The sequence below is a fragment of the Leptospira ainazelensis genome (assembly GCF_016918785.1).
In the GTDB taxonomy this organism is placed as follows: Bacteria; Spirochaetota; Leptospiria; order Leptospirales; family Leptospiraceae; genus Leptospira; species Leptospira ainazelensis.
Window position 1 is genome coordinate 305,368 of the sequence record NZ_JAFFPT010000009.1, and the last position, 24,633, is coordinate 330,000.

21 protein-coding genes are annotated in these 24,633 nt (G+C 41.4%); 12 read left to right on the forward strand and 9 right to left on the reverse strand.

What is annotated here, in order from left to right:
* Positions 1-61: 61 nt before the first annotated feature.
* From JWG44_RS02885 to JWG44_RS02900, 4 genes are all read left to right on the forward strand, one after another.
* Complete coding sequence (locus tag JWG44_RS02885) at positions 62-997, forward strand: ABC transporter ATP-binding protein (RefSeq protein ID WP_205273449.1); 936 nt, start codon at positions 62-64, stop codon at positions 995-997.
* Entirely contained in the window at positions 994-1,755 is a 762-nt protein-coding gene (locus JWG44_RS02890) for an ABC transporter permease (RefSeq protein WP_205273450.1), read from the forward strand. Before JWG44_RS02885 ends, JWG44_RS02890 begins: the two co-directional genes overlap by 4 nt.
* 156 nt (positions 1,756-1,911) lie before the next feature.
* Positions 1,912-2,778 (forward strand): SDR family NAD(P)-dependent oxidoreductase, encoded by an 867-nt coding sequence (locus JWG44_RS02895; RefSeq protein WP_205273451.1) that lies wholly within the window; start codon positions 1,912-1,914, stop codon positions 2,776-2,778.
* Positions 2,779-2,919: 141 nt separating this feature from the next.
* A complete protein-coding gene (locus tag JWG44_RS02900) occupies positions 2,920-3,093 on the forward strand; it encodes a hypothetical protein (protein ID WP_205273452.1) in 174 nt (57 codons plus the stop codon).
* Positions 3,094-3,096: 3 nt separating this feature from the next.
* Here the strand turns inward: JWG44_RS02900 and JWG44_RS02905 are convergent, their stop codons facing one another.
* Positions 3,097-4,485 (reverse strand): flavin-containing monooxygenase, encoded by a 1,389-nt coding sequence (locus JWG44_RS02905; protein ID WP_205273453.1) that lies wholly within the window; start codon positions 4,483-4,485, stop codon positions 3,097-3,099.
* 140 nt (positions 4,486-4,625) lie between these two features.
* Here JWG44_RS02905 and JWG44_RS02910 point away from each other — a divergent pair, with 140 nt between their 5' ends.
* Both JWG44_RS02910 and JWG44_RS02915 read left to right on the forward strand, forming a co-directional pair.
* The gene (locus tag JWG44_RS02910) at positions 4,626-5,279 is read left to right on the forward strand and encodes a TetR/AcrR family transcriptional regulator (protein ID WP_205273454.1); all 654 of its coding nucleotides are present in this window, start codon (positions 4,626-4,628) and stop codon (positions 5,277-5,279) included.
* A gap of 293 nt (positions 5,280-5,572) precedes the next feature.
* Complete coding sequence (locus JWG44_RS02915) at positions 5,573-6,010, forward strand: carboxymuconolactone decarboxylase family protein (RefSeq protein ID WP_205273455.1); 438 nt, start codon at positions 5,573-5,575, stop codon at positions 6,008-6,010.
* Between the two features lie 170 nt (positions 6,011-6,180).
* Here the strand turns inward: JWG44_RS02915 and JWG44_RS02920 are convergent, their stop codons facing one another.
* The 3 genes from JWG44_RS02920 to JWG44_RS22205 all read right to left on the reverse strand — a co-directional run bounded on the left by JWG44_RS02920 (position 6,181) and on the right by JWG44_RS22205 (position 8,512).
* Positions 6,181-6,351: a hypothetical protein gene (locus JWG44_RS02920; RefSeq protein WP_205273456.1), complete on the reverse strand. Its 171-nt coding sequence runs from the start codon at positions 6,349-6,351 to the stop codon at positions 6,181-6,183.
* Between the two features lie 60 nt (positions 6,352-6,411).
* Positions 6,412-7,908: an ABC-F family ATP-binding cassette domain-containing protein gene (locus JWG44_RS02925; protein ID WP_205273457.1), complete on the reverse strand. Its 1,497-nt coding sequence runs from the start codon at positions 7,906-7,908 to the stop codon at positions 6,412-6,414.
* A 346-nt stretch (positions 7,909-8,254) separates the two neighbouring features.
* Positions 8,255-8,512 (reverse strand): hypothetical protein, encoded by a 258-nt coding sequence (locus JWG44_RS22205; protein ID WP_232371446.1) that lies wholly within the window; start codon positions 8,510-8,512, stop codon positions 8,255-8,257.
* 375 nt (positions 8,513-8,887) lie between these two features.
* Between JWG44_RS22205 and JWG44_RS02930 the strand changes: the two genes are divergently transcribed.
* Positions 8,888-10,570, forward strand: a complete 1,683-nt coding sequence (locus JWG44_RS02930) for an SWIM zinc finger family protein (RefSeq protein WP_205273458.1) — start codon at positions 8,888-8,890, stop codon at positions 10,568-10,570.
* A 515-nt stretch (positions 10,571-11,085) separates the two neighbouring features.
* On the opposite strand, the gene JWG44_RS02935 is transcribed toward JWG44_RS02930, so the two are convergent.
* From JWG44_RS02935 to JWG44_RS02955, 5 genes are all read right to left on the reverse strand, one after another.
* Entirely contained in the window at positions 11,086-11,451 is a 366-nt protein-coding gene (locus JWG44_RS02935; protein ID WP_205273459.1) for a DoxX family protein, read from the reverse strand.
* Positions 11,452-11,635: 184 nt separating this feature from the next.
* A complete protein-coding gene (locus JWG44_RS02940; RefSeq protein ID WP_205273460.1) occupies positions 11,636-12,112 on the reverse strand; it encodes a hypothetical protein in 477 nt (158 codons plus the stop codon).
* A gap of 259 nt (positions 12,113-12,371) precedes the next feature.
* On the reverse strand, positions 12,372-13,433 hold the full coding sequence (locus tag JWG44_RS02945) for a class I SAM-dependent methyltransferase (RefSeq protein ID WP_205273461.1): 1,062 nt from the start codon (positions 13,431-13,433) through the stop codon (positions 12,372-12,374).
* Between the two features lie 366 nt (positions 13,434-13,799).
* Positions 13,800-14,582, reverse strand: a complete 783-nt coding sequence (locus JWG44_RS02950) for a DUF2182 domain-containing protein (RefSeq protein ID WP_205273462.1) — start codon at positions 14,580-14,582, stop codon at positions 13,800-13,802.
* Positions 14,583-14,586: 4 nt separating this feature from the next.
* Positions 14,587-15,198 (reverse strand): DUF1326 domain-containing protein, encoded by a 612-nt coding sequence (locus JWG44_RS02955; RefSeq protein ID WP_205273463.1) that lies wholly within the window; start codon positions 15,196-15,198, stop codon positions 14,587-14,589.
* A gap of 425 nt (positions 15,199-15,623) precedes the next feature.
* On the opposite strand from JWG44_RS02955, the gene JWG44_RS02960 reads away from it, so the two are divergent.
* The 5 genes from JWG44_RS02960 to tcmP all read left to right on the forward strand — a co-directional run bounded on the left by JWG44_RS02960 (position 15,624) and on the right by tcmP (position 24,586).
* The gene (locus JWG44_RS02960; protein WP_205273464.1) at positions 15,624-16,229 is read left to right on the forward strand and encodes a TetR/AcrR family transcriptional regulator; all 606 of its coding nucleotides are present in this window, start codon (positions 15,624-15,626) and stop codon (positions 16,227-16,229) included.
* Positions 16,230-16,502: 273 nt separating this feature from the next.
* Positions 16,503-19,940 carry a helicase-related protein gene (locus tag JWG44_RS02965; protein WP_205273465.1) on the forward strand — a complete coding sequence of 1,146 codons (3,438 nt, stop codon included), beginning with the start codon at positions 16,503-16,505 and terminating at the stop codon, positions 19,938-19,940.
* 6 nt (positions 19,941-19,946) lie between these two features.
* Positions 19,947-20,468 carry a hypothetical protein gene (locus JWG44_RS22210; protein WP_232371447.1) on the forward strand — a complete coding sequence of 174 codons (522 nt, stop codon included), beginning with the start codon at positions 19,947-19,949 and terminating at the stop codon, positions 20,466-20,468.
* Positions 20,469-20,482: 14 nt separating this feature from the next.
* Positions 20,483-23,479, forward strand: coding sequence for an Eco57I restriction-modification methylase domain-containing protein (locus tag JWG44_RS02970; protein WP_232371448.1), 2,997 nt, complete (start codon positions 20,483-20,485; stop codon positions 23,477-23,479).
* Positions 23,480-23,482: 3 nt separating this feature from the next.
* Positions 23,483-24,586, forward strand: coding sequence for a three-Cys-motif partner protein TcmP (tcmP, locus tag JWG44_RS02975; protein WP_205273466.1), 1,104 nt, complete (start codon positions 23,483-23,485; stop codon positions 24,584-24,586).
* Positions 24,587-24,633: the final 47 nt, after the last annotated feature.

Sequence of the window (24,633 nt, forward strand, 5' to 3'; positions counted from 1 at the left end):
GCTCCGCTATTTTTGGCATTCTATCCATCGCATTTTACAAGATCAGAGAAAAATCAAAAGTATGAAACGGCAATCCTCCATTGTTTCCATCAATAATCTTTCGAAGTCCTATTCGAACGGTTTTCAAGCGTTAAAAAATGTTTCTTTGGAAATTCAGGAAGGCGAAATCATCGCCTTACTTGGACCCAACGGAGCCGGTAAAACGACGCTCATTTCCATCATCTGCGGAATCGTAAATCCGAGCGACGGTTTTGTCCACGTCGCCGGGAAGGACATCCTGACCGATTTTCGATTTACACGTTCGAAGATCGGACTGGTTCCTCAAGAACTGAGCGTTCACGCTTTCGAATCCGTTTGGGCGACCGTGAGTTTCACGCGCGGTCTCTACGGAAAAGCGCCTAATCCGAGTTATATTGAAAAACTTTTAAAGTCGCTTTCCCTTTGGGATAAAAAGGACAGTACGATCATTACGCTTTCCGGCGGAATGAAACGAAGAGTTCTTATCGCCAAGGCCCTTTCTCACGAACCTTCGGTTCTTTTTTTGGACGAACCGACCGCCGGCGTCGACGTGGAACTTCGAAAAGATATGTGGAATATCGTCCGCAATCTGAGAGAAAGCGGGGTTACGATCATTCTGACCACACATTATATCGAAGAGGCGGAGGAGATCGCGGATAGAATCGGAGTGATGAACAAGGGAGAATTGATCTTAGTAGAAGATAAGAAAATTCTAATGCAAAAACTGGGTAAGAAGCAGATCATCCTGGATCTCAACCAAAGTTTGAAAAAGATTCCAACCACTCTGAAAACGAAAGGGTTGGAACTTTCTAAAACCGGAAAACAACTAGTTTATACTTACGATTCGCACGCAAAACAGACAGGAATCTCCGCGCTTCTTCAAGAATTAAAAAAAGCTAAGATAGAGTTTCAGGATCTGAATACGACTCAGAGTTCTTTGGAAGAAATTTTTGTTCAATTGGTAAAGGAGTCAGAATGAATCTTCACGCAATCAAATCCATTTATATTTTCGAAATGTCCAGAACCTGGAGAACGTTGTTTCAAAGTATCGCTTCTCCGGTGCTTTCAACGTCGCTATATTTTATCGTTTTCGGTTCCGCAATCGGCTCTCGAATTCAAAAAGTCGACGGAGTCGATTACGGCTCTTTTATAGTTCCGGGTCTGATCATGTTGTCCTTGTTGACGGAAAGTATATCGAATTCTTCCTTTGGAATTTATTTTCCGAAGTTTACCGGGACCATCTACGAGATTCTCGCCGCTCCGATTTCAATGGTGGAAATCGTGATCGGTTTTGTGGGAGCCGCCGCTACCAAGTCCGTCATCCTAGGCACGATCATGCTCGCAACCGCGTCTTTGTTTGTTCCTGTAAGAATCGCACATCCTTTTGTGATGATTTTTTTCCTTTTTCTTACTTCGATCTCATTTAGTCTTTTCGGTTTTATCATCGGGATTTGGGCCGATAGTTTCGAAAAACTGCAGATCATCCCGATGCTGATCATAACTCCTCTCGTTTTTCTCGGAGGAAGTTTTTATTCAGCAAGTATGCTTCCGCCCTTTTGGCAAAAGGTCACCCTTTTTAATCCGGTGCTTTATCTAGTGAGCGGGTTTCGTTGGAGCTTTTATGAAATTGCGGACGTCAGCGTCGGCGTAAGTTTAGGAATGGTTTCCGTCTTCCTGAGCGTTTGTTTGATTTTGGTTTGGTGGATTTTTAAAACCGGATATAAGATCAAAAAATAACGTCGTAATATTCAATTTTTATTACATTCCCTTTTTTACGGGAATGTAATAAAATCCTTGATAGATTTCTTCAATCTCGCTTTCCTAATCCCTCAAAAGTGAACAAAGCCGATCTTTTCACCTTTGTATCCAAGTTTCACATCAAAAGCGGGCATTATGAAAACAAAGCAAACTCCGTTCTCGGGTAAAAGAGTTTTTATTTCAGGGGGTTCCACGGGAATCGGGAAAGGTCTCGCCCTTGAGTTCGCAAAAAACGGAGCCAGTATTGTCATCTCCGCAAGAAACAAAAAAAACCTCGAAGAAACCGTGAGGGAACTCAGAACAATCGGACCTCAAGACGCGATCTACGATTTTGTAGTCGCGGACGTTTCCGATATTTCACAAGTAAAAAAAGCGGCTAATAAAACCCTCCAGATTCTAAACGGATTGGATCTCCTAGTTTGTAACAGCGGTTATGCGAAAGTGGGAAAAGTAAACGATTTGGAAGAATCCGATTTTCGAAATCTAATGGATATAAACTTTTTCGGTCACGTAAACGTGATCCGTGCGTTTCAGAATCATTTCATAAAACAAAACTCCGGCGATATCGTTTTGATTTCTTCGATGCTCGCGACATTTTCGATCTATGGTTACGGAGCCTATTCGGCGAGTAAATTTGCGATCACCGGGTTTGCACAATCTTTACGTCAGGAAATGATGCTTCACAACGTTCGAGTGAAAATTTTTCTCCCTCCTACGACGGAGACACCGGGCCTCGTAAAAGAAAACCGGGACAAACCGGACCTTGTGAAAGAAATCGAAATGGGTTCGGCTCTCAACGCCACCCATTCCGTAGAAAAGGTTTCCAAAGCCTTTATCTCTTGGTTTCCTAAAAGACGATTTATCGGATACGCTACCTGGGACTCCTGGCTTCAATATTTTTTGGTGAGACATTTCCCGGAATGGACCTTACTTCTCGCCGACGGAGAATTGAGATCGGCTCAAAAAAGATTGGAACAAAGAAGAATATCGGATTTAAAATAATCTAAATATTCTTCTTTTTGAATATAGTAGCGTAATTTTAAGATTCAGGGACTTGGAAAATTAAAAAGCGTCATCCGTTCTTTTGCGAAAGAAGAAGAAAAAAATAGAAGATAAAATTATCGGAATATAAAGAAATTAGGATTGATCGAGGAACTTTTAGGCGAAGGTTTTACTCTCAAAGCCGCCGGCAAAAAAGCGGAGAGTCGAATTGTGATCCTGAATTCCCTCTTTGAAACGGCTCAATTCAGCCAAAAAAATCAAAAACTTAGAACAAAACTCGTCTTCAAACGATCGAAAGACGAGCCCGCCTTATAAAATCTATTTTGACGCGACCGGTTCCTGCGAAACTTCCTTGGAATAAACCTTGTAGAGCGATTTATTTCCTCCTGGCGGTTTTCCAATATCGATCCCGGCTTTCAAAAGTTCAGATTTCAATTCCTTTCTAAAAGCGTGGTAGTCGACTTCCACAGCGTGACGTTGTCCTCCCCCGAACGAAAAATGAGGATGTTCGATCTCATATTGAATCGCAGCTTTTAGATCTTTCGGTCTTTCATACTTTCCTAATATTTCCATACAGGCAAGTTTCGCCTGATAATCCGCCATCGGCCAAATACAACCCACCGGCTGAAAAAGTCCGATAAAATAAAGATTCTTATAATCGTCGTGCATCATCTTTCTAAAAAGCGGGATTTTTTCCACGTGTTGAAAATCGATAAAGGATTTATCAAAAAACGGAAACGTGGTCCAAAATCCGGTGCAAGCGCAGATGATATCAAAGTGTTCTCTCACGCCGTTTACGAACTCGACTTCCTTTCCGTGAAGAGCTTTGATCGCAGGTCGAGGTTTGATTCTTCCATGACGTATAAAATCCAAAAGGTCCGAGTTTAAAGTGGGGTGATGGCTCAGAGCCAAAGTTGTATTTTCAGGAAGACCGTAATTCTTATATGGCCCCTGGAGAATATGAAGCAGTTTGGTCAAAACGAATTGTTTGATCTTGGATGGGATCCAACTCGGAGTAGTCGCCGCGAAAACATCGGAAGGCATTCCGAAGAGAAACTTCGGAAAAAACCACTGAGGACTCCTCATCGACAATTTTACGGTATTGGCGACACGAGCAGATTCTACTGCAACGTCGCAAGCCGAATTACCTGCTCCGATTACGAGAACGTCCTTGCCTTTCCACTCGTTCGTAACTCCCTTAAAATCATGAGAGTGCATAAACTTTCCCGTAAACTTCCCGGGATACTCGGGATATTTCGGATTCCAGTGATGTCCGTTCGCAACCATAAGAACGTCGAAAATCTCAACCTTCTTCTTTTTGGAAGCGTCCTGATAATCCACCTTCCATTTTCCGTCTTCAGTTCTCGTGATCTTTTGAATCGTATGATTGAATCGAATTTTTTTATACACTCCGAAATGTTTTGAATACGATTCGAAATAGGCTTGGAGTTGTTTATGATTCGGATATTCTGGATAGTCTTCGGGCATAGGAAAGTCTTCGTATTCGGACCAAACCTTGGAGCTGATGATATGGGTGTTTTCGTAAACGCTGGAATGTCCGGTTTTGGAATTGAAGACCCAGTTCCCACCGACCTTATCGTTCTTCTCGAAAACGACCACGTCCAATCCGTATTGAACACAATTCTTTGCGGCGGCGATTCCGCTCGGGCCCGCCCCTACTACGCAGACTTTGATATTCGGCTTCATCCGATTCTCCTTTACTTTCCCGAGAACATTCATTGACGAAATCTCAAATCCAACAAATGTTACATTTTCGAGAGATCTTAGTGAATTAACGTTTGAGTGCAAGGAATTTTTAAAGCTTGGAAAGAAACTATAAATAACGGATGTTAGACCTAAATTCAAAAACAAAACGTTCGAATTCTAAGAATCCGAAATCTCAGACAAGACCGAGAGCTCCTCTCCAAGAACGTTCTCAACAAAGGGTCGCTATCGTTTTAGAAACCGCCGAGAAAATTTTAGAAAGGATCGGTCCTGAAGATACGTCGATCCCTGAAATTGCGAAGGTTTCGGGAATTCCAAGAGCAAGTATCTATCAATTTTTTCCGGACAAATACGCGCTTTTTACGCATCTCGCCGAAAGACATCTCGCGAAAGTCGGAGAAATCCTCGCTGCTAAGGCTTCAAAAAATCCGAAAATTCACTGGGAGAAATTGGTCGGAGTTTTGGTGAACGCCGCTTCGGATTATTATGATTCCACTCCGGTTGCCAGCATGCTCGTGTTAGGCGGTCCTTTCAGCAGAAACGCTTATCTCGCGCAGGAGATTACGATCGATCATATCGGCGCGGGCGTGCGTGTTCAACTCGCAAATCTGGATTCTCCCTTGATTCTTCCCAAAAAACCGGATGTCGCTACGCTTGGTGTGGAAATCGCTTTTGCTTGTATGAAAAGAGGTTATTATCTGGAGAACAGAATTTCAAAGATGATGAGAGAACAGGCAGTCAATGCGGTCGTCTCTTATTTTGAAAATTGGAAATAGGAGACGCGACTTCACTGCCCGCCGATCCGATTTGTTAGAATCAATCAAGTTGATTCCCAAAAAGGAACTAAATAATTCTAAAAATTATACCTTTGCGCGAAATCTTGCTCTTGAGGATATCCTGTAATATCGCAAAAGAGGGAGATCCTACTTTTTCCAATGTTAGAGCAGCCTTCTAAACAGCGTCGCCTCTTAAGAAGATTCTCAAATTTTTCAAACCGTCCCGATAAATTCTAAAACTCCGTCACAAAACACGAGGAGCCGCGTCTTCTTTTTATAAATAAGGAGACATTATGGAAACCAGATTGAATTACGCAGAAGTTTATCCCGAATCTTTACAAGCGATGTTGAAGATGGAAAATTTTGCAAAACAAGGTGGAATCGATCCGGTTCTTTACGAGCTCATCAAGATTCGTTCTTCTCAGATCAACGGTTGTGCTTTTTGTATCGATATGCACACTAAGGACTTGAGAGCAATGGGAGAAGCCGAAAAAAGAATCTATCTTTTGGATGCTTGGAGAGAAGCTACTTTCTATTCGGAAAAAGAAAAGGCGGCGCTTGAGTTGACCGAAAAAATCACCAAAATTTCGGAAAACGGAGTTCCCGATGAAACTTATAAAAGAGTGAGAAAACATTTCGGAGAAAAGGAGTTTGTGGCGTTGATCATCTTGATCAATACGATCAACTCTTGGAATCGGATCGCGATCTCCACGGGGATGTACGCAAACTAAGGCATTCTCCTTTTACAAGGACTACCGGGAAATCAGTTTTGGATTTTCCGGTATGCGGGAACTCCTCAGGAGAAGAGACATCCGGATCAGAAGAACAGATCGATCGGTTCCTTTTTGGAAAGAGGGATGCTTTGTGTGAAAAACAAAGAAAAGTAGGATCTCCTTCTTTTTCAAGGGACTTCGACCGGACCCGGTTCTTCCTTTGAAATCAAAACGAATGCGGGAACTCCCGCGAAAAAGAAAAAGTCCGGATCAACCAGCAAAGGACGCAGCTCCTCAAAAAAATCGGATTCTTCTTTGATCTTGGAAAATAAAGAAAAGTAGGATCTCCTTCTTTTCAAGGAACTTCGACCGGACTCGGTTCTTCCTTTGAAATCAAAACGAACGCGGGAACTCCCAACTCAAAACTCTTCGTCGGACCAACCCACTTCGTTCAAGAAATCCTCGTAAGAACCGTCGAAAATCCGAATCGTATCGTTATCAAAGACGATCAGCTTCGTAGCGACCGCGCGAAGGTGCATTTCGTTGTGTGTAACCATGATCACCGAACCTTCAAACTCGTCGATGGCCTCGATGAGAGAATCGCAGGATTGCATATCCAAGTGATTCGTGGGCTCATCCAGATAGAGGAGATGACAAGGGGTCACAAGAATTTTTCCAAGAAGGACGCGGCTCTTTTCCCCACCGGACAAAACCTTGATCTTTTTGAGAGCCTGATCTTCCGAAAACATAAGACCACCCGCGATGTTTCTCGCCTGCCATTCCGTACAAGACTTATCCGAGCTCATGATCTCTTCCACGACAGTGGCGTTCTCGTTTAGATTGAGCTTGTTCGTTTGACCAAAATAACCTTCTTTGAGAATCGGATGTTTTTTGACCATCCCCTGCGAAGGAACATTTTCACCGGCAAACATCTTGAGAAGAGTGGACTTCCCTTTTCCATTCTTCCCGATGATACAAATCCGATCTCGATTGCCGACGCTGATGGAAAAATTTTCGATTAAGAACGGCTCCTTTCCGTCATAAGAAAAACAAAGATCTTCCGCAGAAAACATCTGACTCGCGGCAAAAGGAGCGCTGTTGAAATACAATTCCATATCTTGAATCTGTTCTAGGGCTTTCATCTCACCCTGTTTTTCCAACTTCTTCACTCGAGACTGAGTGCGGCTCGCAAAGCTCGCTTTCGCTTTGAACTTTGCGATAAAGATCTCTTCCTGTTTTCTTTTTTTCGCCTCGTTCAGACGCGTTTTTTCGTAGATTTCTTCGGCCTGATTGATCTGGTTGTAGAGTTTCTCAGTATCCCCTTGAACCTTGATCGCCTTCGTTCTGTGAATCGCAACCGTGTGTGTGACGACGGCGTCCATAAAGCTTCTATCATGAGTTACTAATATGATTTCTCCTTCCCATTCTCTCAAGAATTCTTCGAGCCAACGGATCGTAACGATATCGAGATAGTTGTTAGGCTCGTCGAGCATAAGCATATCGGGAGCGGAGACGAGGAGTTTTGCGAGATTCATTCGAATCTGATAACCTCCCGAGAACTCGGAAGGATTACGCTCCATATCTGCTTCCGAAAAACCGAGACCGAAAAGAATTTTCTCGACCTGCCAGGTTTCGTATTCTTCCCCTTCCGGAAGTCCGAGCGCGCATTCTTCCAAAACGGTAGGTTTCGTAAAATGAAGGTGTTGTTGGAGATGGCCGATTTTATAACCTTTCGGAACGGAGATGGAACCGGAATCCGCTTCCACGTTACCGAGAATCATCTGAAAGAGCGTCGATTTTCCGTGACCATTACGACCGACAAGACCAACCCTTTCTCCTCGATTGATCGTGAGACTGAGGTCGTCAAAAAGAACTTTTGTGGTAAACGCCTTGTTCAGGCCTGTAATTTTAATCATCGAAAATAGAATCCTTATGTCCAAGGTTTTGGAAAGACCTACGATTTCACTCAAAAATGAAAGGAAAAGGATACACAAAAAAAGACTTCTTCGAATCGACTTCAAACCGTCGGGGAAAATTAGAGACCGTCTGGTCGTTTATCATTTTCGAAGTCGATTTGAAAGTCGGGGAATCGTTCGACCTCAATGGCACACTCTAACCGGAGGAGAATGGAGAACGCGGAATCATCCGTTAAATTCTCACACCCGAAAGAAAATCGTTTTCCCATGGAAAAACGATTTTTGATTTTTAAAAAGGATTCGGAGGAATTTCTCAAAGGGGCAAAACGCCTATCCCGTTTCTAAATTAGGATTTTCTAATTTGATCGTGTTTCCAAGGGCCGAAATCTTGTGTCCAGCCCTTCGTTTTATATCGAAACCAAAAATGAACTAAAAGGGAAATCACGAATGCGCTTAACAAAATTGGCCAAAGATATTCTGAATCCCGAAGGAGATACAAAAGAAAAAACAACAAAAAATACTTTGAAATTCGAAACCAAATCGGTTGGCTCGTTTTTGAAAAAGCAACTTGAAATTCGCGTTTGAGAATTTTCGAAAAACTCATGGATGATTCTTCCTCTAAGAGGAACGATAAAAAAGGGACCAAGTATAACAAGAGCAATTTAAGTCCTTTAAAGCGCCTCCGAACGACGAATTTATACCGGGGTTTTTATAAAAGATTCCGCCTCTACTGCGTTTTGCGATAAGAAAAACGGGTGAATCACTTTTAACCGCTGAGACAGTCCGACAGTCCCTCATTTTTATTTTTTTCCAAATCACAAGGAAGCAACCTTTTTCGGTTGTCCTAAGAGGCCGGAGTTGAACATATTTGTAACCGGTACACTTTGAGTTTTCAAAAGGGATCAATCCGTATTTTTGCTTTAGGTCGATCCAAATTTCAGTTAGTCTCGGTAAAAAAGTTATATCAGAAAGAATCAATATGATCACAGTCAAAGAAGCGAATCTAATTCTCGATCAGATGGTCGGTTATAGACCTTCCGATACGATAGTGCAGAGAGGAATCGACCTTTTCGAAATCGGCGCCGTCGAGAGTTACACGGAAACTCGGCCAGATTCTTATTGGGTCAAAGTATTCGGTGAAACAAACGACTATAGGCTGCAAATACGAACCCATGGAGAAGCCTTTGTCGAATGCGATTGCCCTTACGATCAAGACGTATATTGCAAACACGGCGTCGCCGCCCTCCTACGGATTTTTTTCGATCATTCAGTTTCTAAAAATAAAAGGAAAGGTTCGATAAAGTTGAATCAACTTTTATCCAAGCTTTCCGCACAAGAACTGATCGAGTTTCTTTTGACGAAGGCGGAGAATGACGAAGAGTTTCTTCGCGAGCTGACCGATTATTTTGCACCGTCTCGAGCCGATTCAGAACAAGTTTATAAGGAAAAATCGAAGCAAATTTTTCGTACCTTTTCCGGAAAACACGGTTTTATAGACTATCAAACGAGCTTTTTCTTTGAAAGGGAAATGAGCAACTTTCTCAAAAAAGCCCAATCTCTGATTCGAGTAAAGCCGTTAGACGCTTTGTATATAGCCGGCGCTTCCGCAGAAACCGTATTATCGGCGGCACAACAGATGGACGACTCTTCCGGACTGACCTCTTCCCTAATCAACGAAAGTTTGGAAATCATCGAATCAGTCGCAAATATCAACGACAAAATCCATATCGAAATTTTCAGAATCTGTCTATCGCTCTATCAAAATGCAACGGCGGAAGACTTAGGTTTTTCGGACGAGTATTTCGAAGTTCTGCTTTCTTTAAATCTCCCACAGGAGCCGCTGGATTCGCTTATCAAACATTTGGATAAAAGAATAAAAACCGAAAAAGAAGGCTCTTATCAAACGGAGAAAATGATTCTCCAGAAATATAAGATCTTAGAAAGACTCGGACGCAAAACCGAAGGACTTTCGTTTCTTCAATCTTATATCGAATATCCTACAATAAGAAGTAGGTTCGTTAAAAAAAATATCTCCGAACAAAAATACGAAGACGCCGAACATTTGATTTTAGAAGGAATAGAAATCGCTCAGAATGAAAGAGATCTGGGATACGTCCATCTCTGGAAAAACGATTTATTAGAGCTGATGGAGATACGGCGAAAAAAAGAAGAGGCGTTTCAGATTGCAAAGGAACTCTTTTTGGTAAATTGCAAGAACGAATACAAACTAATCATGCAAAGAAACCTTCCCAAAAAGGAATGGAAAAAAAATGCAGAGGAAATTTCGAATATTATCCTAACCACACCGAGATATTTGAATCGTTACGAACCGATCCGGTTCCTACTCGACGAAGGATTTGTCAAAAAGGTAATTCCAATACTCGGAAAAGATAATTTTCACATGTTCTTTCACTTTTATCCTGAATTGATTCAAGGCGATAAACATCAGACTATTGAAATCGGACTCTCCTATATCGAGGAGAAAGCAAAAAACATTTCTTCTAGACCGGAATATAAGGATCTCGTAAAGAAGATGAAATTAATGGCGCAGTCCGCTCCGTCCGGAAAAAAAGAAATCTTATCTTTAGCTGCAAAATTTACTTCGGTTTATAAAATTAGACCCGCGATGATCGACGAGCTAAAAAAAGGAAAGTTGATTTGAGGAAACATCCGGTACGAAACAAAAGAAAAAGAAAGGTTTACGAACGTCTTTACATCGAAAGATTTCAAAAAAAACTATAAGAACCGTTTCGTTTGACGTAAGTTCAAATCCGAATCTTAGTTTCATACAACGTGCTATACAATTTTTAAAGACCAGGGAAACCGGATCGAATACGTTCGGATTTATCATGAGGTCGTTTGGGCGTTCCCCGCGAAAATAGAATTCTAATAAAGAATTCTACACATACAAATCTACGATTCCTAACGAAGTGTTCGCGGGTCGGGCTTCTTCAGGCTCCGCTTCGCTTCGGCCCTAAACGGGCCGCTCACGCGCCTTCCGAATCCCTAACGCGGGGATTCAAAAAAAAAGAGTCTGGAAAAGCAAAGAAGCGATAAATCCCGAGATAGGATTTTACATTTTCCAATTCTTAGATAAAAACTTTTTCAGACTGGATTCAGTTTCCAAAGAAGCCGAGATCTGTTTTAGAATCTTTCCTAAAAAAATCACCGAAGGTTTCATTCGACATCCTTTACGCTCCAAGCCCAAAAGATAAAGAGGAGTTGAAACGGAAGACGAACGTAAAGGGCCCAGACGGGAACGCCGAAGTCGGTTCCGGAGAGCGCCGCCTGAAGCATATAGACATTCGCAGGAAGAACCGCGATCAAAAGAGCGATGATTCCAAAACTTGCAAGTCTTCGAAGCGGCTGTAAAAACAAAGCCAACCCTAAGACGATCTCGGCGCTTCCGCTCACGTAGTTCAAAAGAGAATGATAAGGAAGATAAGGAGGCATCATTCTCAAATAAAAAGGAGGATTGAGAAAATGATTGAGTCCCGCAAAAACGTAAAAGACGGCCATCGCGTACAAAAGAATTTTTTTCATGAAATCTCCAGTTGAGAAAGCATTGTAGGGATAGGCTTCAAAAAGAAAGAGTTTTTGTAAATGAAATCGGAAATATAATTCGATTTCCTCTCTCCATCCGGCTGACAGATCAAAATAAAAAAAGAGAGGTTGCAGCAGATCCGAAAAAAATTCTCGAACCTACTGCAACGTTTAAAACGGAATCTTAGGGAATTTTTCCGCCGTCTCCAAAACAAAACATACGATTGTAATAGGCTCTCGCACTTCTTTGGGCCTCCATATGATTGATTCCTGCAAAACAATCCGCAGGGGGAAATTTCTCCTCCATCGGACCGTCATCGGGAAAAACCGTAACTTTACAGATAAGCCCTTTTGAGAGAGGGGGACAGACTAAAGGTTCAAAGGCCTGACAAGAGACACCACAACTTATGAGCGGAATATTTTCATCCTGAGCATATCTTTTGTTCAAATCCATTTTCTGATCTCGATTTGATTCGGCCCGTTCTTTGAAAGAAAGCTTTAATCCGGGCAAGACTCTTGGCTCGTCTCCTCCAACCAGTGCGAGAAAGCTATCGCGGTCTTTTGTTTCCAAAGTTCCACCAGCCTCCTCGCCGTTACATCCCGCAATCAAAAATCCGAAACAAATTGTCGCGATTCCTTTTTTCCAATATTCTATATTCATTTAAGTTTCCTTATTTTTTATCTTCGTCCGCCTCGATCTTATTTTTATATTTAGAATTCATTGTTTTCATTATATTCAAATATTGTTTTTCTCTATTTGTCTTCCAAATCGGAAACAATTTAAAAGGAAGAATACAACTTTTCCGCGTATAAAAAAAGGAAGCCGCGCTTTCACTCTTCGGTTTTCTAAAGAATAGCTGGACTCACCCTGAACCAGCATGGATCGGCTGAACAAAATAACCAAGTCCAGTCCGCCGATTCTAATTGCGAGCTTCGTAGACGATGTTAAAAGGAGATTCAGAGGCTCTACGGAATCGGCTAAAACCACCCTTGGTAACGACTTCCCGCAAACGGGCTTCACCGGCCTGCGCACCCAAACCTAATGCCACTTCTTGACTCAAGGAACTAGGTGTACAAAACATAGTCGAGGCCGCGTAATAGACTCGTCCGATCGGATTCAAATTTTGTTCGAGTTGATCGTGAGCGAACGGTTCTACGATAATAACGGAGCCGTCTTTGTTCAGGGATTTGCGCGCGTGTGTGACCGCACCAACCGGATCCCCCATGTCGTGAAGACAATCAAACATCGCGACTAAGTCATATCCTCCAACCGGATAATCCTTAGCGGTCGCAACTTCGAAGGTTACGTTCTTGATACCCGCGTTACGCGCCGCCTCGCGCGCCTTTTCAATCGAAGGGGCGTGAGCGTCGAAACCGTAGAAATGGGAATTAGGAAATTCTTGAGCCAGAATGATCGTGGAAGTACCAAAACCGCAACCCACATCCGCGGCTTTTGCCCCTTTTTTTAACTTATCGACCATCCCATTTTCAAGAGAAGGAAGCCATACTTGAATGAGCTGAGAAAGATAAGTAGGTCGAAAAAATTTAGCGGTAGCGCAGAAAATATGTTCGTGCTGATCTCCCCAGGGAACACCGTCTCCTGTTTGAAACGCATCGGCCAGCTTAGGAACGGCCGCGTACATAGCGGAGATACCGTAAAATCCCCCCATCAAATAAGCGGGACTGTCCTCATTGTTAAAGATCATAGCTTGCTCCGGTGAGATGGAAAATTTTTTCTCCGCCGGATCATACTGAAGATATTCCGCGGCCGCCTGAGCGGACAGCCATTCTCGCGCATAACGTTCATTTGTATTGGTAGCCTGAGCCAATTCAGACGAGGTGAGAGGGCCGTTTGCAAGAGCTTTGTAATAGCCCAGTTTTTCTCCCATAAGCACAAGCGCCCCGCTGTATCCCGCCGAAATTTCGCCGAATATTTTTCCAACGAGTTGTTCTAACTTCGTTTGATCGATTGTTATATTCATTTTTTCTAAAATCCTAATTGAATGTTCGTTTAGTTTAAACTCGAAGCAGATTCTACTTTAAGTTATTTGGCAGATTATCTTCGGATTTTTTTTTGGTGGATTGATTTTCGAAATACGCGTCTCACCGGGAACAAACGGAGTAAAAAAGGAAATGAGCAGAATTTGTTTTTTATACAAACGATTAAAGATTTATAAGGTTATTTTCTATTTTTCTAATATATGGAATTAAACATGTCAGAGAAGGAATGAAAAATACGAGGCGAATCATCCAAAAACGGATTCAAAATCATAGAGGAGCGAGAGAATTTCCCGTTGTATTTTTCAAATCCTTTCCGAACCACAAAAGAGAATTATTTCTCGGAGAGATCAAGTTCTAATCCATAAGAACAAACCCCATCCAATCAAAACAAAGCCCGTGATTTTGCGGATCGAAAACTTACCATCGATCCATTTCTCCGCCAAAACTAAAGCGGTCAGCCCTATCATCCAAAAGAGACTCATCACCCCGCCTACAAACATAAGAGCCATCAAAAGAAGACAACAACCCACGCAGTAGATTCCTTGGGACCAACCCATTTGAAAGGCGCCTAACGCACCTTCTTTCCAGGATGTAAGAAAAAAACCGAGAGGGGATTTACACTGAGAAAGGCATTTGTCTTTGAGACCGCTAAACTGAAAAATTCCAGTTAATATCAAAAGTCCCCCGCTCCATTCCATCGAATAAAAAGAGAGATTGGAAGAAAGTAAATTCATCTGGAGGAGAATATACTGGAGAATCGTTCCAAGAAGGCCATAACCCGCCCAAGCTGAAAGATATCCTAGGATTATAAAAAGTCCATTGTTTATACTAAAAAAAGATCCTCCCGCTCTTTTACTTTGATCCATCTTAGTAAACAGCAAGACCGATTTCAAAAAGGAAGGGAGCATCATCGCGATCATCATCAAAACCCACATGCAAAAATTGAGAACGGCCCAGGAAAAAGAAAATACGTTCGCATGTTTATCGCAGTGACGACTTCCGCCCCATTGCATCCAAGACATATCGTACATAGCCATCCAAGAGATGAACGTAAGAAAAAACATCAGCCCCAGAATGACGCTCTGCTCCAAATTCAAACGAAGCCGGAAAATTCCTTCAAAGACTTTCATTCTTTTAGCCCTTCCAATGAAAAGGCCCCAGGAATCCATTCTTACCGGGATTTTCCCAATCGAATTCGTAATCTTTCACAGTAGCTCTTGCGGTGATTCCGGGCGCAATCTTTTGCGCGACGTGAGCAACGTTATCGATCCAAACAGTTCTCCCACGATGTCCTCGGATCGATTCGAGACGAACGTCTACAAGATTCGGAATCTTCAGTTCTCTCGTCTTATCCCCTTTCAGTTCGTATTGAATGGGAACTTTTTTCGCACCTAAGAATTTCGTCGTGAGGGATTTCATATATTCGGGAGCTCCTCCCATCTCTCCCGAAAAAATTCGAAAAAGAGAATCGAACTGTTCCTCGTTCGCACGTTCGTCTATGTAAAGTCCTGTGGTCCAAGAAACGTCCGCCATCGGACCCGGAGTAAAAACGAGCATCGCAACGTTCAAGTCGTCCAACTTCAAACCGGCACATTCTCCTTCTTTAATATGAAACGCGAGCATACTCTGACAATGTCCGTAAGTCGGATCCGCTTTAAAACCGCTCAACAAACAAGGACACAAACTCTCACAACTGCAGTGCTCGAAATAATCCCCTTCCAAAAACCATCTTCTTTCCTGACTCATACAATCCTTCCTTTCTAAAAATCACTCGTTCAATCAAGTTTAAAAACCATCGAACGGTAAGAATACAATGAACTACTTAATATATTAATAATATTCTAAACCGAATCCAAATTCTCCCTAAAATAGTCCTCTAACCTTAGTGTTCCATACTTTGGTCCGATTCCGTCTAATGTGTGAACTACGTTCCCGAACTTGAGGAATTGAAAGATTCTTCGGTTACGAATTTTCCTAAAGTCCCCGTAGCTCCCAGAACCAAGATTCGTTTCATATTCTCCCCAAAAAAAATAGACTCGATCGTCTACTTTTAAACTTCAGGAATAGACGATCCCGTCTACTAAAAAATAGACAACGATGTCTATTTTTTAATGCCCTTTTAGGGAGAATTGAGAAGATAACCGAGAAATCGGTCAAAATCGGGGAATTCTATGAAAACTCGGGAAAAAATCATCCAAGCCGCGGACGAACTTTTTTACGAACGGGGTTTTGCAAACACGGGAGTGAACGATATCCTGGAACGATCCGGAGTTCACAAAGGAAGTTTTTACAAATACTTTCGAGAAAAAGGGGACGTGGGTTTGGAATACCTTCGCCTTCGCAGAGAAAGAAATGCGGAGCTCTTTCGCACACTAACAAGTCGTTATTCCGACTTCAGCCAATTGGCGAAAGCGTGGGTGGTTTTGTTACGCAAAGAAGCAAAGGCCGATCGTCTCAAAGGTTGTCCTTTTGCGATGTTCGCGAATCAGACATTCTCTTCCCCTCTCTCCCTCGACGAAAAACAATACGACGAGGCAAATCGCCAGATCCAAGAAGTCGTTTGCGATTGGGAGGAAATTTTCTCTTCTTATCTTCGAAATACGGCTACAGGCAAAAAAGATACGTTATCCGAAACAGAGATTCAATCCTTTGTCAGACGGATCGTGATTCTTTATGAAGGTTCGATCCAAGTTTATTTTATGACCGGTAGAGAGGAATACTTGAAGGAGTTTCAAGAGAGTTTGTTGATGTTGGGGAAGTTTTACGGGAGGGCGTGAGGGTGTGGTTTTGTTTGGGTGCTAAATTTACGACAAAATTTCTTAAATTCGTTCGTGAAACAAAAGTATAACCCCAAAATCATATATTTCCTATATCTATGCTGACTATGATTTGACATATAAGATACAGATATGAAATTATGATTTCACCCTGGCCGAAAAACTAGAATCGGACTCCTGCAATGAGTATCGAAGCCGCTAGGGCAAAATTTCAACGATTCGTAAATCATGATTTGTATCTTTAGCTTAAAAGGAAATTCTACGTTTTAACCTATGGATTTCCCCGCGATCATTGATAACAACACCGAAGACTCACAACTTGCAACCGTTTTAAACCGCTTCCTTCTACCTTATGCAAAAAATATCAACGCTGCAGTCGGATATTTTTATTATAGCGGTTTCGATCTGATTGCTCCGGGTCTTTTACAGAATCCGAGATTTCAAAACTTAGATTCGATCTCCGAAAACACGATCAGAATCATAATGAGTCCGAGGACAGATAAATATACTGCGATATTATTAAACGCGGGTTTTCGATTAAGCGCCAAAGATCAAGTTCGAGAAATCATTAGACAAATTGAATCCGATATTGCAGGGAGGGATTTAACGAATGTTACATTTTTCTTAGAATTATTAAAACGTAGAATCCTGAACGTAAAATTGTATACCGAAGATTTTTTCCACGCAAAGGCATACTTAGCAGAATTAAGTCTTCAGAATGGTACACATTATCATTCTATCGTCGGTTCCTCTAATTTTAGCGAATCGGGCTTAACGGATAATCGAGAACTCAACCTAACGAACTCCGACAAACTTCACTATGACCATCTTCTCAGTTGGTTTCAAAAAATCTGGGACACTTCGACTGTAGACTTAAACGAATCTTTGATTCAAATCGTTGACATGGAACGTAGAGGGCGTGCAAATAATCGGCCTACTTCCATCGCACTTTCCCCGTTCGAGCTTTATTTGCTTCTCATTCGTCATTATTTAGGACAACTAACTAAGGATAGATTGGAGAAAACCGATCTCTTAGCAGAATTTCAGCAAGTAGGTGCTGAAAACGTATTAGGTAAACTTGAGATTTTAGGAGGAGCTATAGTTTCCGATTCTGTAGGTTTAGGGAAAACCTTTACTGCTGGAGAAGTCATTCGACGATATCGAGAAAAAGAGGATCGAGTTCTGATCGTCGCCCCACCCACTCTGATTCCCCAGTGGAAAGAAACCTTAGAAACATATTTCAATATCCCCGAATCGGATTCCGTTCAATTTCTTTCCCAAGGAAAGTTAAGTCAAGAAAGCGAAGAAAAGATTCATGCTTTCAAAGGTGGTAAAGAATTCGGCCTTATTGTAATAGATGAAGCCCATCGCGCAAGAAACCGAGATACTCTCTTATACCAAAATTTACGGAAACTACAACCACAACAAGTTTCGCAAAGATCCGCGATCTTATTATTGACGGCAACCCCATTTAACAATTCGATTCGAGACTTACAAAACCTAGTCAGTTTATGCACCACAGATGCGAAACTATATGCAGCTGGTTTTAGTCCGAACGCATTTGACAAATTTCATGAAAAAATTAAATCCCTAAAATCCGAAAAAAATATTTCCAGTTTAAGTTCCGATGGAGAATTTCAAAAATCGATTCAAGAAATCAGAAATTTACTAAATGGAATTATGCTCTTAAGAATGCGCTCTTCCATTAAAAAAAATTATAAGAATATTACCGTGGCTGGTAAAGCATTAGAGTTTCAAGACCCTGAAGTAAAAAGATTAAACTATTCTTATTTAAGTAATCATCACGATATTTTTAAAGAGCTTGGGAGTTTTCTGGAAAAGCTTCACCTCCCTCATATCATCCTTTCAAATCCAAAAGCCGGAAGAACCCTCTCATATTTGTATGTTTTGCTTCTTTATAAACGGATAGAATCCAGTTTATATGCTTTTTATACTTCCCTACTCAATATTATTCGGAGGGAAAAAGAACTCCTCAATGAATTAGAATCGGGTGATACAATCGAAGAACTCCTTCAAAAATACAATCGATACAGGTTACAAACCGAGATTATTGAGTCAGAAGAATCCTCTACTTTTTTCGAAGAGACGTCCGAATCCGACGATGAAGAAAATGAAAAGAAGTCCAACATACAATTCACCGCAACCGAGGTAAGATCTTGGATCGAAAATGACATATTGGAAATTAATCGTTTCATAGAACGTCATCTTAAACCTCTTCAAAAAAATCCAGAAAATCCGATCAGTTTAGTTGATCCGAAATTAGGGACATTCATCCACACCCTTAAAACCGCACGATTTCGGAAGTGCATGACATTTACCGAATATAAGGATACTGCAAAATATCTTGAATATCACTTAAAAGATAAGGATTCGGACCAAAGTAATTTCAGAATCGATATGGTCACTTCGGGCGACCCGGAACTCAAACAGAAATTGTCTCGATTTGCTCCTCGCGGACAAAGAGCTGAGATCTCTCCTGAGGACGAATTGGATGTTTTAATCGCCACGGACGTTCTTGCTGAAGGCGTTAATCTTCAAGATGCGGACTTGTTGGTTAATTTTGATCTACCTTGGAATCCTATGCGAATCGTTCAGAGAGTGGGACGAGTCAATCGAATCGGATCGGAAAATCGAGTCACCGTACTGAACATGACTCCGGATGATGAAGTATTAAACGGCTTCTTAAAACTCCTAGACATCCTATCTTCGAAAGTGGAACAAGTTGCAATTCTTCTCGGAAAAGAGATGGCGATTCTTTCCAGTGAAGACGAACACATCGACATTCGAGAAATTGGCGAAGAAATCAAAACTATCCGCAACGCAGGTTCCGTAGATGAATTGGAAGATTTATCGCACAAGACAAGCGTCTTCAACGGAATCGAAGGAGAAACAGAGGAAGACCATTTTCGCTCTCGATTGCAATTTTCTGCAGTAAAAAATCGAATTCGATCAGAAGACTTTGAAATTCTCCCCGACTCCAATCTATCACAGTCTTATTATACGATTCTTAACGAAAAACCGAACGCTGCATACGTATTATACGAAATTTATGGTCGGCGAGGAGATCACAAAGACCTCCTTTCCAGACATTGGATTTTATCCTCGCAAGAAGAACTAAAAGAACAATTCCCCTATCCATTTATAGATTCAACGATATCTCCCAACTCGCCGATCGTCGGTTTGAAAACGAATCAACTCAACGAATTGGAAAACAAGGCGGATAAAGAGTTTGATCTGATACTGGGAGAGAGAAAGGACAGATTTAAGCCGGGCGCCGCTGGTAAGAGCTTAAGACAAATCAAAGCGAGGATTCAAATCGATGTACTGACTGTCATTGATTCCATTCTGAAAAAGAAAGGTCAGCAGGACCTCACCTTTCAAGAACAAGATGAAACTTTTCTTTCCGAAATAAGTCGACTGAAGGGGAACGGACTCGAGATCGTTCAAGAGATACGAGATATCTTCGGACGGCATCCCTTCTCCAATGCGCAACTCGCGTATCTGCGTAACCAATTAAAAAAAATCGGGATCAACTTGGACAGGGGAGTCTCCTCGGTTAAATACAAAGACTTCGCTCAAGTATTAGCGGATTTTTATGACCATCATATCATCTCCGAGCCAACGCTCAGAGGTACAATCTATAAACGAGACGAGATTATAGGAAAAAGAATTCTTACGATTTTTCTTTAGGAGAACATGAGTAAAATAGATAGACTGAAAGAAATCTTTCAAAAGGCGAATTCATTAGATAGCGTTCTTGCCCTATTTCAAGAACTTAAATTTCCGGTTCAAAAAGAAGAAAATTCTCTCATTGTAGAAATGGACGAGAACGGTTTTCTCGAAGTGTTTCTTTTTTCGGATCGGCAAGAAATTAATAAAAAAGTCTCCCTACACGTATATCAAAGAATCGGAATATTAGCGATTTCATCCGACTTTGAGGAATGGATCTTCCTAAGAAAAGGAATGGAAGATAAGATCCGAATCCAACGTTATAAGGTCAAACGCTCTTCAATCCTAGAAAATTCGAATCCGGTTGCGTTGCAAAGAATATCGAAACTCTCCTTTGGGGATCCGTCTAAATTCGAAGACTTGTTTGAAAGAAAGGATATTTCCAAAAAATTCTACCAAGAGTTCAACCGTCAGAAAATCGCTTTGGGTAATTCGATTCACGGAATTACGAACCCGGAAGAAAAAAACTCTACGCGCAAATACTTTTAGATCGATTGATCTTTTTGTTCTTCCTTCAATCTAAAAATCTTTTAAACGAAAATCCAAGATACTTTGCGGAAAAATATCGTGAATATGCTAAAAAGAAGAACGCTTTTTACGAAACATTCCTAAAAGAATTATTCTTCAATGCCCTTTGTCGAAAAGAACGAGAGCGCTCGACGCTGGACGTGGTCGGCCAATCGATCCCTTATCTAAACGGAGGCTTGTTTCTTAAACACGAATTGGAGGAACGATATCCTAAAATTCAAGTGGCGAACGAATCCTTTGCGGAAATCTTTCAATTCTTTGAATCCTGGAATTGGAACGTAAATGAAAGATCGGAAACGGATGAAGATTCCATCGATCCCTATATCCTCGGTTATATCTTCGAAAATACGTTAGTCGATAATAAATCAGGCGGGGTCTATTATACTCCAGCCTCCCTCTCGCAATTTCTATCCGACGAAACGATCGAAGGTCATTTGTTCCAGGAGACAAGTCGAAAATCCACTTCGGGACCGTATAAACACACGCGAGAATTTATCGAAAAGGCGACCGAGGAGGAATTATTATTCTTTTATCAAACTCTAAGTACGATCACAATCTGCGACCCTGCCTGCGGATCAGGACAATTTTTAGTACAAGCCTTACATTCTCTCTCAGCCTATCATTCCCAATTGGCTGAGAGAATTCTCCATGAAAAATGGGAAACACTCAAGGAGTATGTGCAAAGAGATTATTCCCTCGAAAAGGAACCGATCTATGGAATTCGCCGTCATATTGCCGCCAAAAATTTATACGGCGTGGATATTCTTCCAGAGGCCGCCGAAATCACAAAGCTAAGACTCTTTCTTGCTATGGTGGAGGGAATCGGGAATAAGTCTGATTCCTTGGAGCCCCTGCCTAATATCGACTTCCATATACGGAGCGGAAACTCGCTTACCGGTTTTCTTTTTTTACCGGAAGATTTTTTCAAGGCGCTTTCCGAAACCCAATCCGGATCCAAACGAAAAAAAGATTCCGCTTATGAAGGAGTTTTGGATTTCGGAGACGCAGAGAGCAAGATGCTCAAAAAAGATAAACTCGTAACCCGGTATACGAACGAACCGAATCCGGAAAAAGCCCTCCAGCTCCGAAAAGAAATCCGAGAAATTGATTTAGAATTACAGAATATACTCAATCAGCGACTAGAACAACAGATGTCGGAATGGAAGGTTCGACCAAAAAAGAAAATCGATTTTATCGATGAAAAAAAGGATCTAAAAGCAAAAGAAATTCTCAATCGGTTTGTTCTAAAATCCGAAGATACAAAACCGTTTCACTATGGAATGGAATTCTCGACCATTCTCCATCCACCCAAACCGAACCTCCCCGGATTTGATATCGTACTGATGAATCCACCTTGGGAGGTTTGGAAACCGAATTCTCAGGAATTTTTCGAAGAATTTATTCCACAATTTCGGGAATTGGATAAAAACGAGGCGCGTAAGGCCGTCTCGGATCTGTTTCAAAAAAAACCGAAAATCCAAGAAGAATGGATTCGCAACTGCGCTCAATTGACTTCCACGGCGGAGTTCTTTCGAAATTCAGAATTTTATCTTCATCGAGGAAGCGGAGATATCAACCTCTACAAACTCTTTTTGGAGCGCGGTTGGAATCTTCTCAAAGAAGGAGGCTCTTTGGGAATCGTAATCCCCGCCGGATTGTATTCCGACCTGGGATCCAAGGACTTACGAAAGATGCTCTTCCAAGAAGGGAAAATTCATTTCCTCTATGGGTTTGAGAATTCAAAGGCGTTATTCGATAACGTCCATCGAAGTTTTAAGTTTATCCTTCTTTCCACGACCAAGCAGACCGATTCTCCCGCTTCGTCTGTTCCGGCGGCGTTTATGCTCCACACGGAGTCGGACCTTCTTAGCGTTCACGAGAGCAATCGTAAAAAGCAATTAAGCCTATCGGAAGATTCTACGTCCGATCCTTCTCTTGACCCGCGCTTTTTGGATCTTCCGATCGAATTGATCACACGATTGAGTCCCGATTCTTGGAGTCTGATGGAATTCAAATCGGCTACGGATATCCGCATCGTGGAAAAAATGGCGAGGTTTCCTAGGTTGGGAGAAGAATTGGAAGGAACCTGGAATGTGAAATTGTCTGCTGAGTTCCACATGACAAATGATGCTCATCTCTTTTTTACACAGGAGGCTTTGAAAAAGAAAGGCGCGCAATACGATCCGGAAACGATGATCTGGAAAAAAGGAAAGGAAGAATGGTGGCCTTTGTATGAAGGACGCATGGTAACCCAGTATGACCATCGGGCAGCAAGTTACATTAGTGGTTCTCAGAGATCGGCAGTTTGGAATTATTCTGACTTTCCAAAGTTAGAGAAAATAAATCCACATTATTGGATCATCCCGCAGGAAAAAAATAAAGCAGGTTATAAAATTTATATATGCGACGTCACTGCCTCTTCCAATAAAAGAACCGGATTAGCTACAATTGTAAAAGGAAACGAGTCTTCAGGAAATTCTCTTTCGATAATCGATTCTGATCATCTACAAATTAACTTATTACTAACCGGTCTCATTAATAGTTTTTCTTTGGATTTTTATGTTAGATTGCGTATTCCAGGTAATCACTATAACCAAGCAGTTATTTTTGATCTTCCAACACCACGATATTTAAATGAAGACCCAACGTTTCAAAAAGAAAAACACATCCAGGCGTCTCAGCCTTACTTCGCCTTCCGAAAAAATATAATTCAATCAACTGCCCAACTGATTGGAACTACTTCTGCTTTCGACGAACTTCTCAAAGAAATTTTCGGCCCTCAAGCAAACCACAAAACCCACGGGGTCACGGATCCGGTTCAAAGACAAATTCTCAAAAACCAAATCGATGCGATGGTCGCCAAAATTTACGGGTTGGAAGAAGCCGAGTTAAAACATATCCTATCGACCTTTCCGTTGGTGGAAGAAGAGATCAAGGAGGGTGTTTTGGAAGAATGGAGGAAGTTGGGATAAGAGATGCCCGCAAAAGATCTACATAAAGATCCTTTTGGAGATTCCACGCTTACCAAACTATTTCTCTATCGGAATTATTTAGAAGCATGGTTGCCCACGTTCATCATGCAGGGTCAATTTCGAACCGTTCAGGTCTTCGATTTTTTTGCAGGTCCGGGTTACGATAGTGCGGAGCAACCAGGAAGCCCGATTCTAACCTTAGAAACGATTCTTCAGTTTAAAAACGAATTGGATCAACATCCAACTCATATCATTCTTTATTTTAATGAATACAAGAATTCAAAATTCGATTCTTTAAAAAAGAATGTAACCGAATTTCTAAAAAATCATAAAGAATTGGATCCGTATCTGACAGTGAAATTTTCCAACGAAGACTTTGAAAGCTCTTTTACAAAAGTTCGTGGCCAATTGGAGAAAGGGATTCCCTCTCTGCTTTTCCTGGATCAAAATGGAATTAAATTCGTTTCGGAATCTCGATTTCAGGAAATCATTCGGTTTGAATTGATGGATTTTCTTTTCTTCATTTCTTCCGCGCATTTATATCGTTTCAGCGATCATGATTCTTTCCTGAAACATTTGAATATCTCTCAAGAAGATTTAGAAAATTCTCCATACAGAACATTTCATCGAACGGTAGTCGATCATTTTCGGAAATTGATTCCCGTGTACTCTAATTACAAGATATTTCCCTTTTCGCTTAAAAAAGGTCCGAATATTCACGGCCTAATATTTGGCGCATCGCACATTGCGGCATTCTATAAATTTCTCGAGATTGCTTGGAAGGTAAATCCGATCAACGGAGATGCAAATTTTGATATTGACTCTGATTCTGAAAAACAGGAATCGAACGAGCTTTTTCAAGAATTGAAATTGAAAACTAAAATCGAGTTATTCAAAGAACAACTGATAAACAAAATCAAAACTAGATCGATTCAGAATAGTCTTGAAATCTTCGAATTTACGATCTTTTCAGGACATTTGCCGATTCATGCGAGAGATGTAATCAATTCTTTGAAGACAGATGGAACTATTCGATTTTCCGGAAACATGCCCATTAGCTACGACGCATATAAACGAAAGGAGCGAAAAACCTGGGAACTCATCTGAATTCAACAATTGATTTTGTCTGATCTCTCCGATAAAATATAGTAGGA

Excerpts from the sequence above, each read along its gene's own strand:
- JWG44_RS02885 (WP_205273449.1), top strand. The coding sequence starts at position 62 with ATGAAACGGCAATCCTCCATTGTTTCCATCAATAATCTTTCGAAGTCC.
- JWG44_RS02890 (WP_205273450.1), top strand. The coding sequence starts at position 994 with ATGAATCTTCACGCAATCAAATCCATTTATATTTTCGAAATGTCCAGA.
- JWG44_RS02895 (WP_205273451.1), top strand. The coding sequence starts at position 1,912 with ATGAAAACAAAGCAAACTCCGTTCTCGGGTAAAAGAGTTTTTATTTCA.
- JWG44_RS02905 (WP_205273453.1), bottom strand. The coding sequence starts at position 4,485 with ATGAAGCCGAATATCAAAGTCTGCGTAGTAGGGGCGGGCCCGAGCGGA.
- JWG44_RS02910 (WP_205273454.1), top strand. The coding sequence starts at position 4,626 with ATGTTAGACCTAAATTCAAAAACAAAACGTTCGAATTCTAAGAATCCG.
- JWG44_RS02915 (WP_205273455.1), top strand. The coding sequence starts at position 5,573 with ATGGAAACCAGATTGAATTACGCAGAAGTTTATCCCGAATCTTTACAA.
- JWG44_RS02925 (WP_205273457.1), bottom strand. The coding sequence starts at position 7,908 with ATGATTAAAATTACAGGCCTGAACAAGGCGTTTACCACAAAAGTTCTT.
- JWG44_RS22205 (WP_232371446.1), bottom strand. The coding sequence starts at position 8,512 with ATGAGTTTTTCGAAAATTCTCAAACGCGAATTTCAAGTTGCTTTTTCA.
- JWG44_RS02930 (WP_205273458.1), top strand. The coding sequence starts at position 8,888 with ATGATCACAGTCAAAGAAGCGAATCTAATTCTCGATCAGATGGTCGGT.
- JWG44_RS02935 (WP_205273459.1), bottom strand. The coding sequence starts at position 11,451 with ATGAAAAAAATTCTTTTGTACGCGATGGCCGTCTTTTACGTTTTTGCG.
- JWG44_RS02940 (WP_205273460.1), bottom strand. The coding sequence starts at position 12,112 with ATGAATATAGAATATTGGAAAAAAGGAATCGCGACAATTTGTTTCGGA.
- JWG44_RS02945 (WP_205273461.1), bottom strand. The coding sequence starts at position 13,433 with ATGAATATAACAATCGATCAAACGAAGTTAGAACAACTCGTTGGAAAA.
- JWG44_RS02950 (WP_205273462.1), bottom strand. The coding sequence starts at position 14,582 with ATGAAAGTCTTTGAAGGAATTTTCCGGCTTCGTTTGAATTTGGAGCAG.
- JWG44_RS02955 (WP_205273463.1), bottom strand. The coding sequence starts at position 15,198 with ATGAGTCAGGAAAGAAGATGGTTTTTGGAAGGGGATTATTTCGAGCAC.
- JWG44_RS02960 (WP_205273464.1), top strand. The coding sequence starts at position 15,624 with ATGAAAACTCGGGAAAAAATCATCCAAGCCGCGGACGAACTTTTTTAC.
- JWG44_RS02965 (WP_205273465.1), top strand. The coding sequence starts at position 16,503 with ATGGATTTCCCCGCGATCATTGATAACAACACCGAAGACTCACAACTT.
- JWG44_RS22210 (WP_232371447.1), top strand. The coding sequence starts at position 19,947 with ATGAGTAAAATAGATAGACTGAAAGAAATCTTTCAAAAGGCGAATTCA.
- tcmP (WP_205273466.1), top strand. The coding sequence starts at position 23,483 with ATGCCCGCAAAAGATCTACATAAAGATCCTTTTGGAGATTCCACGCTT.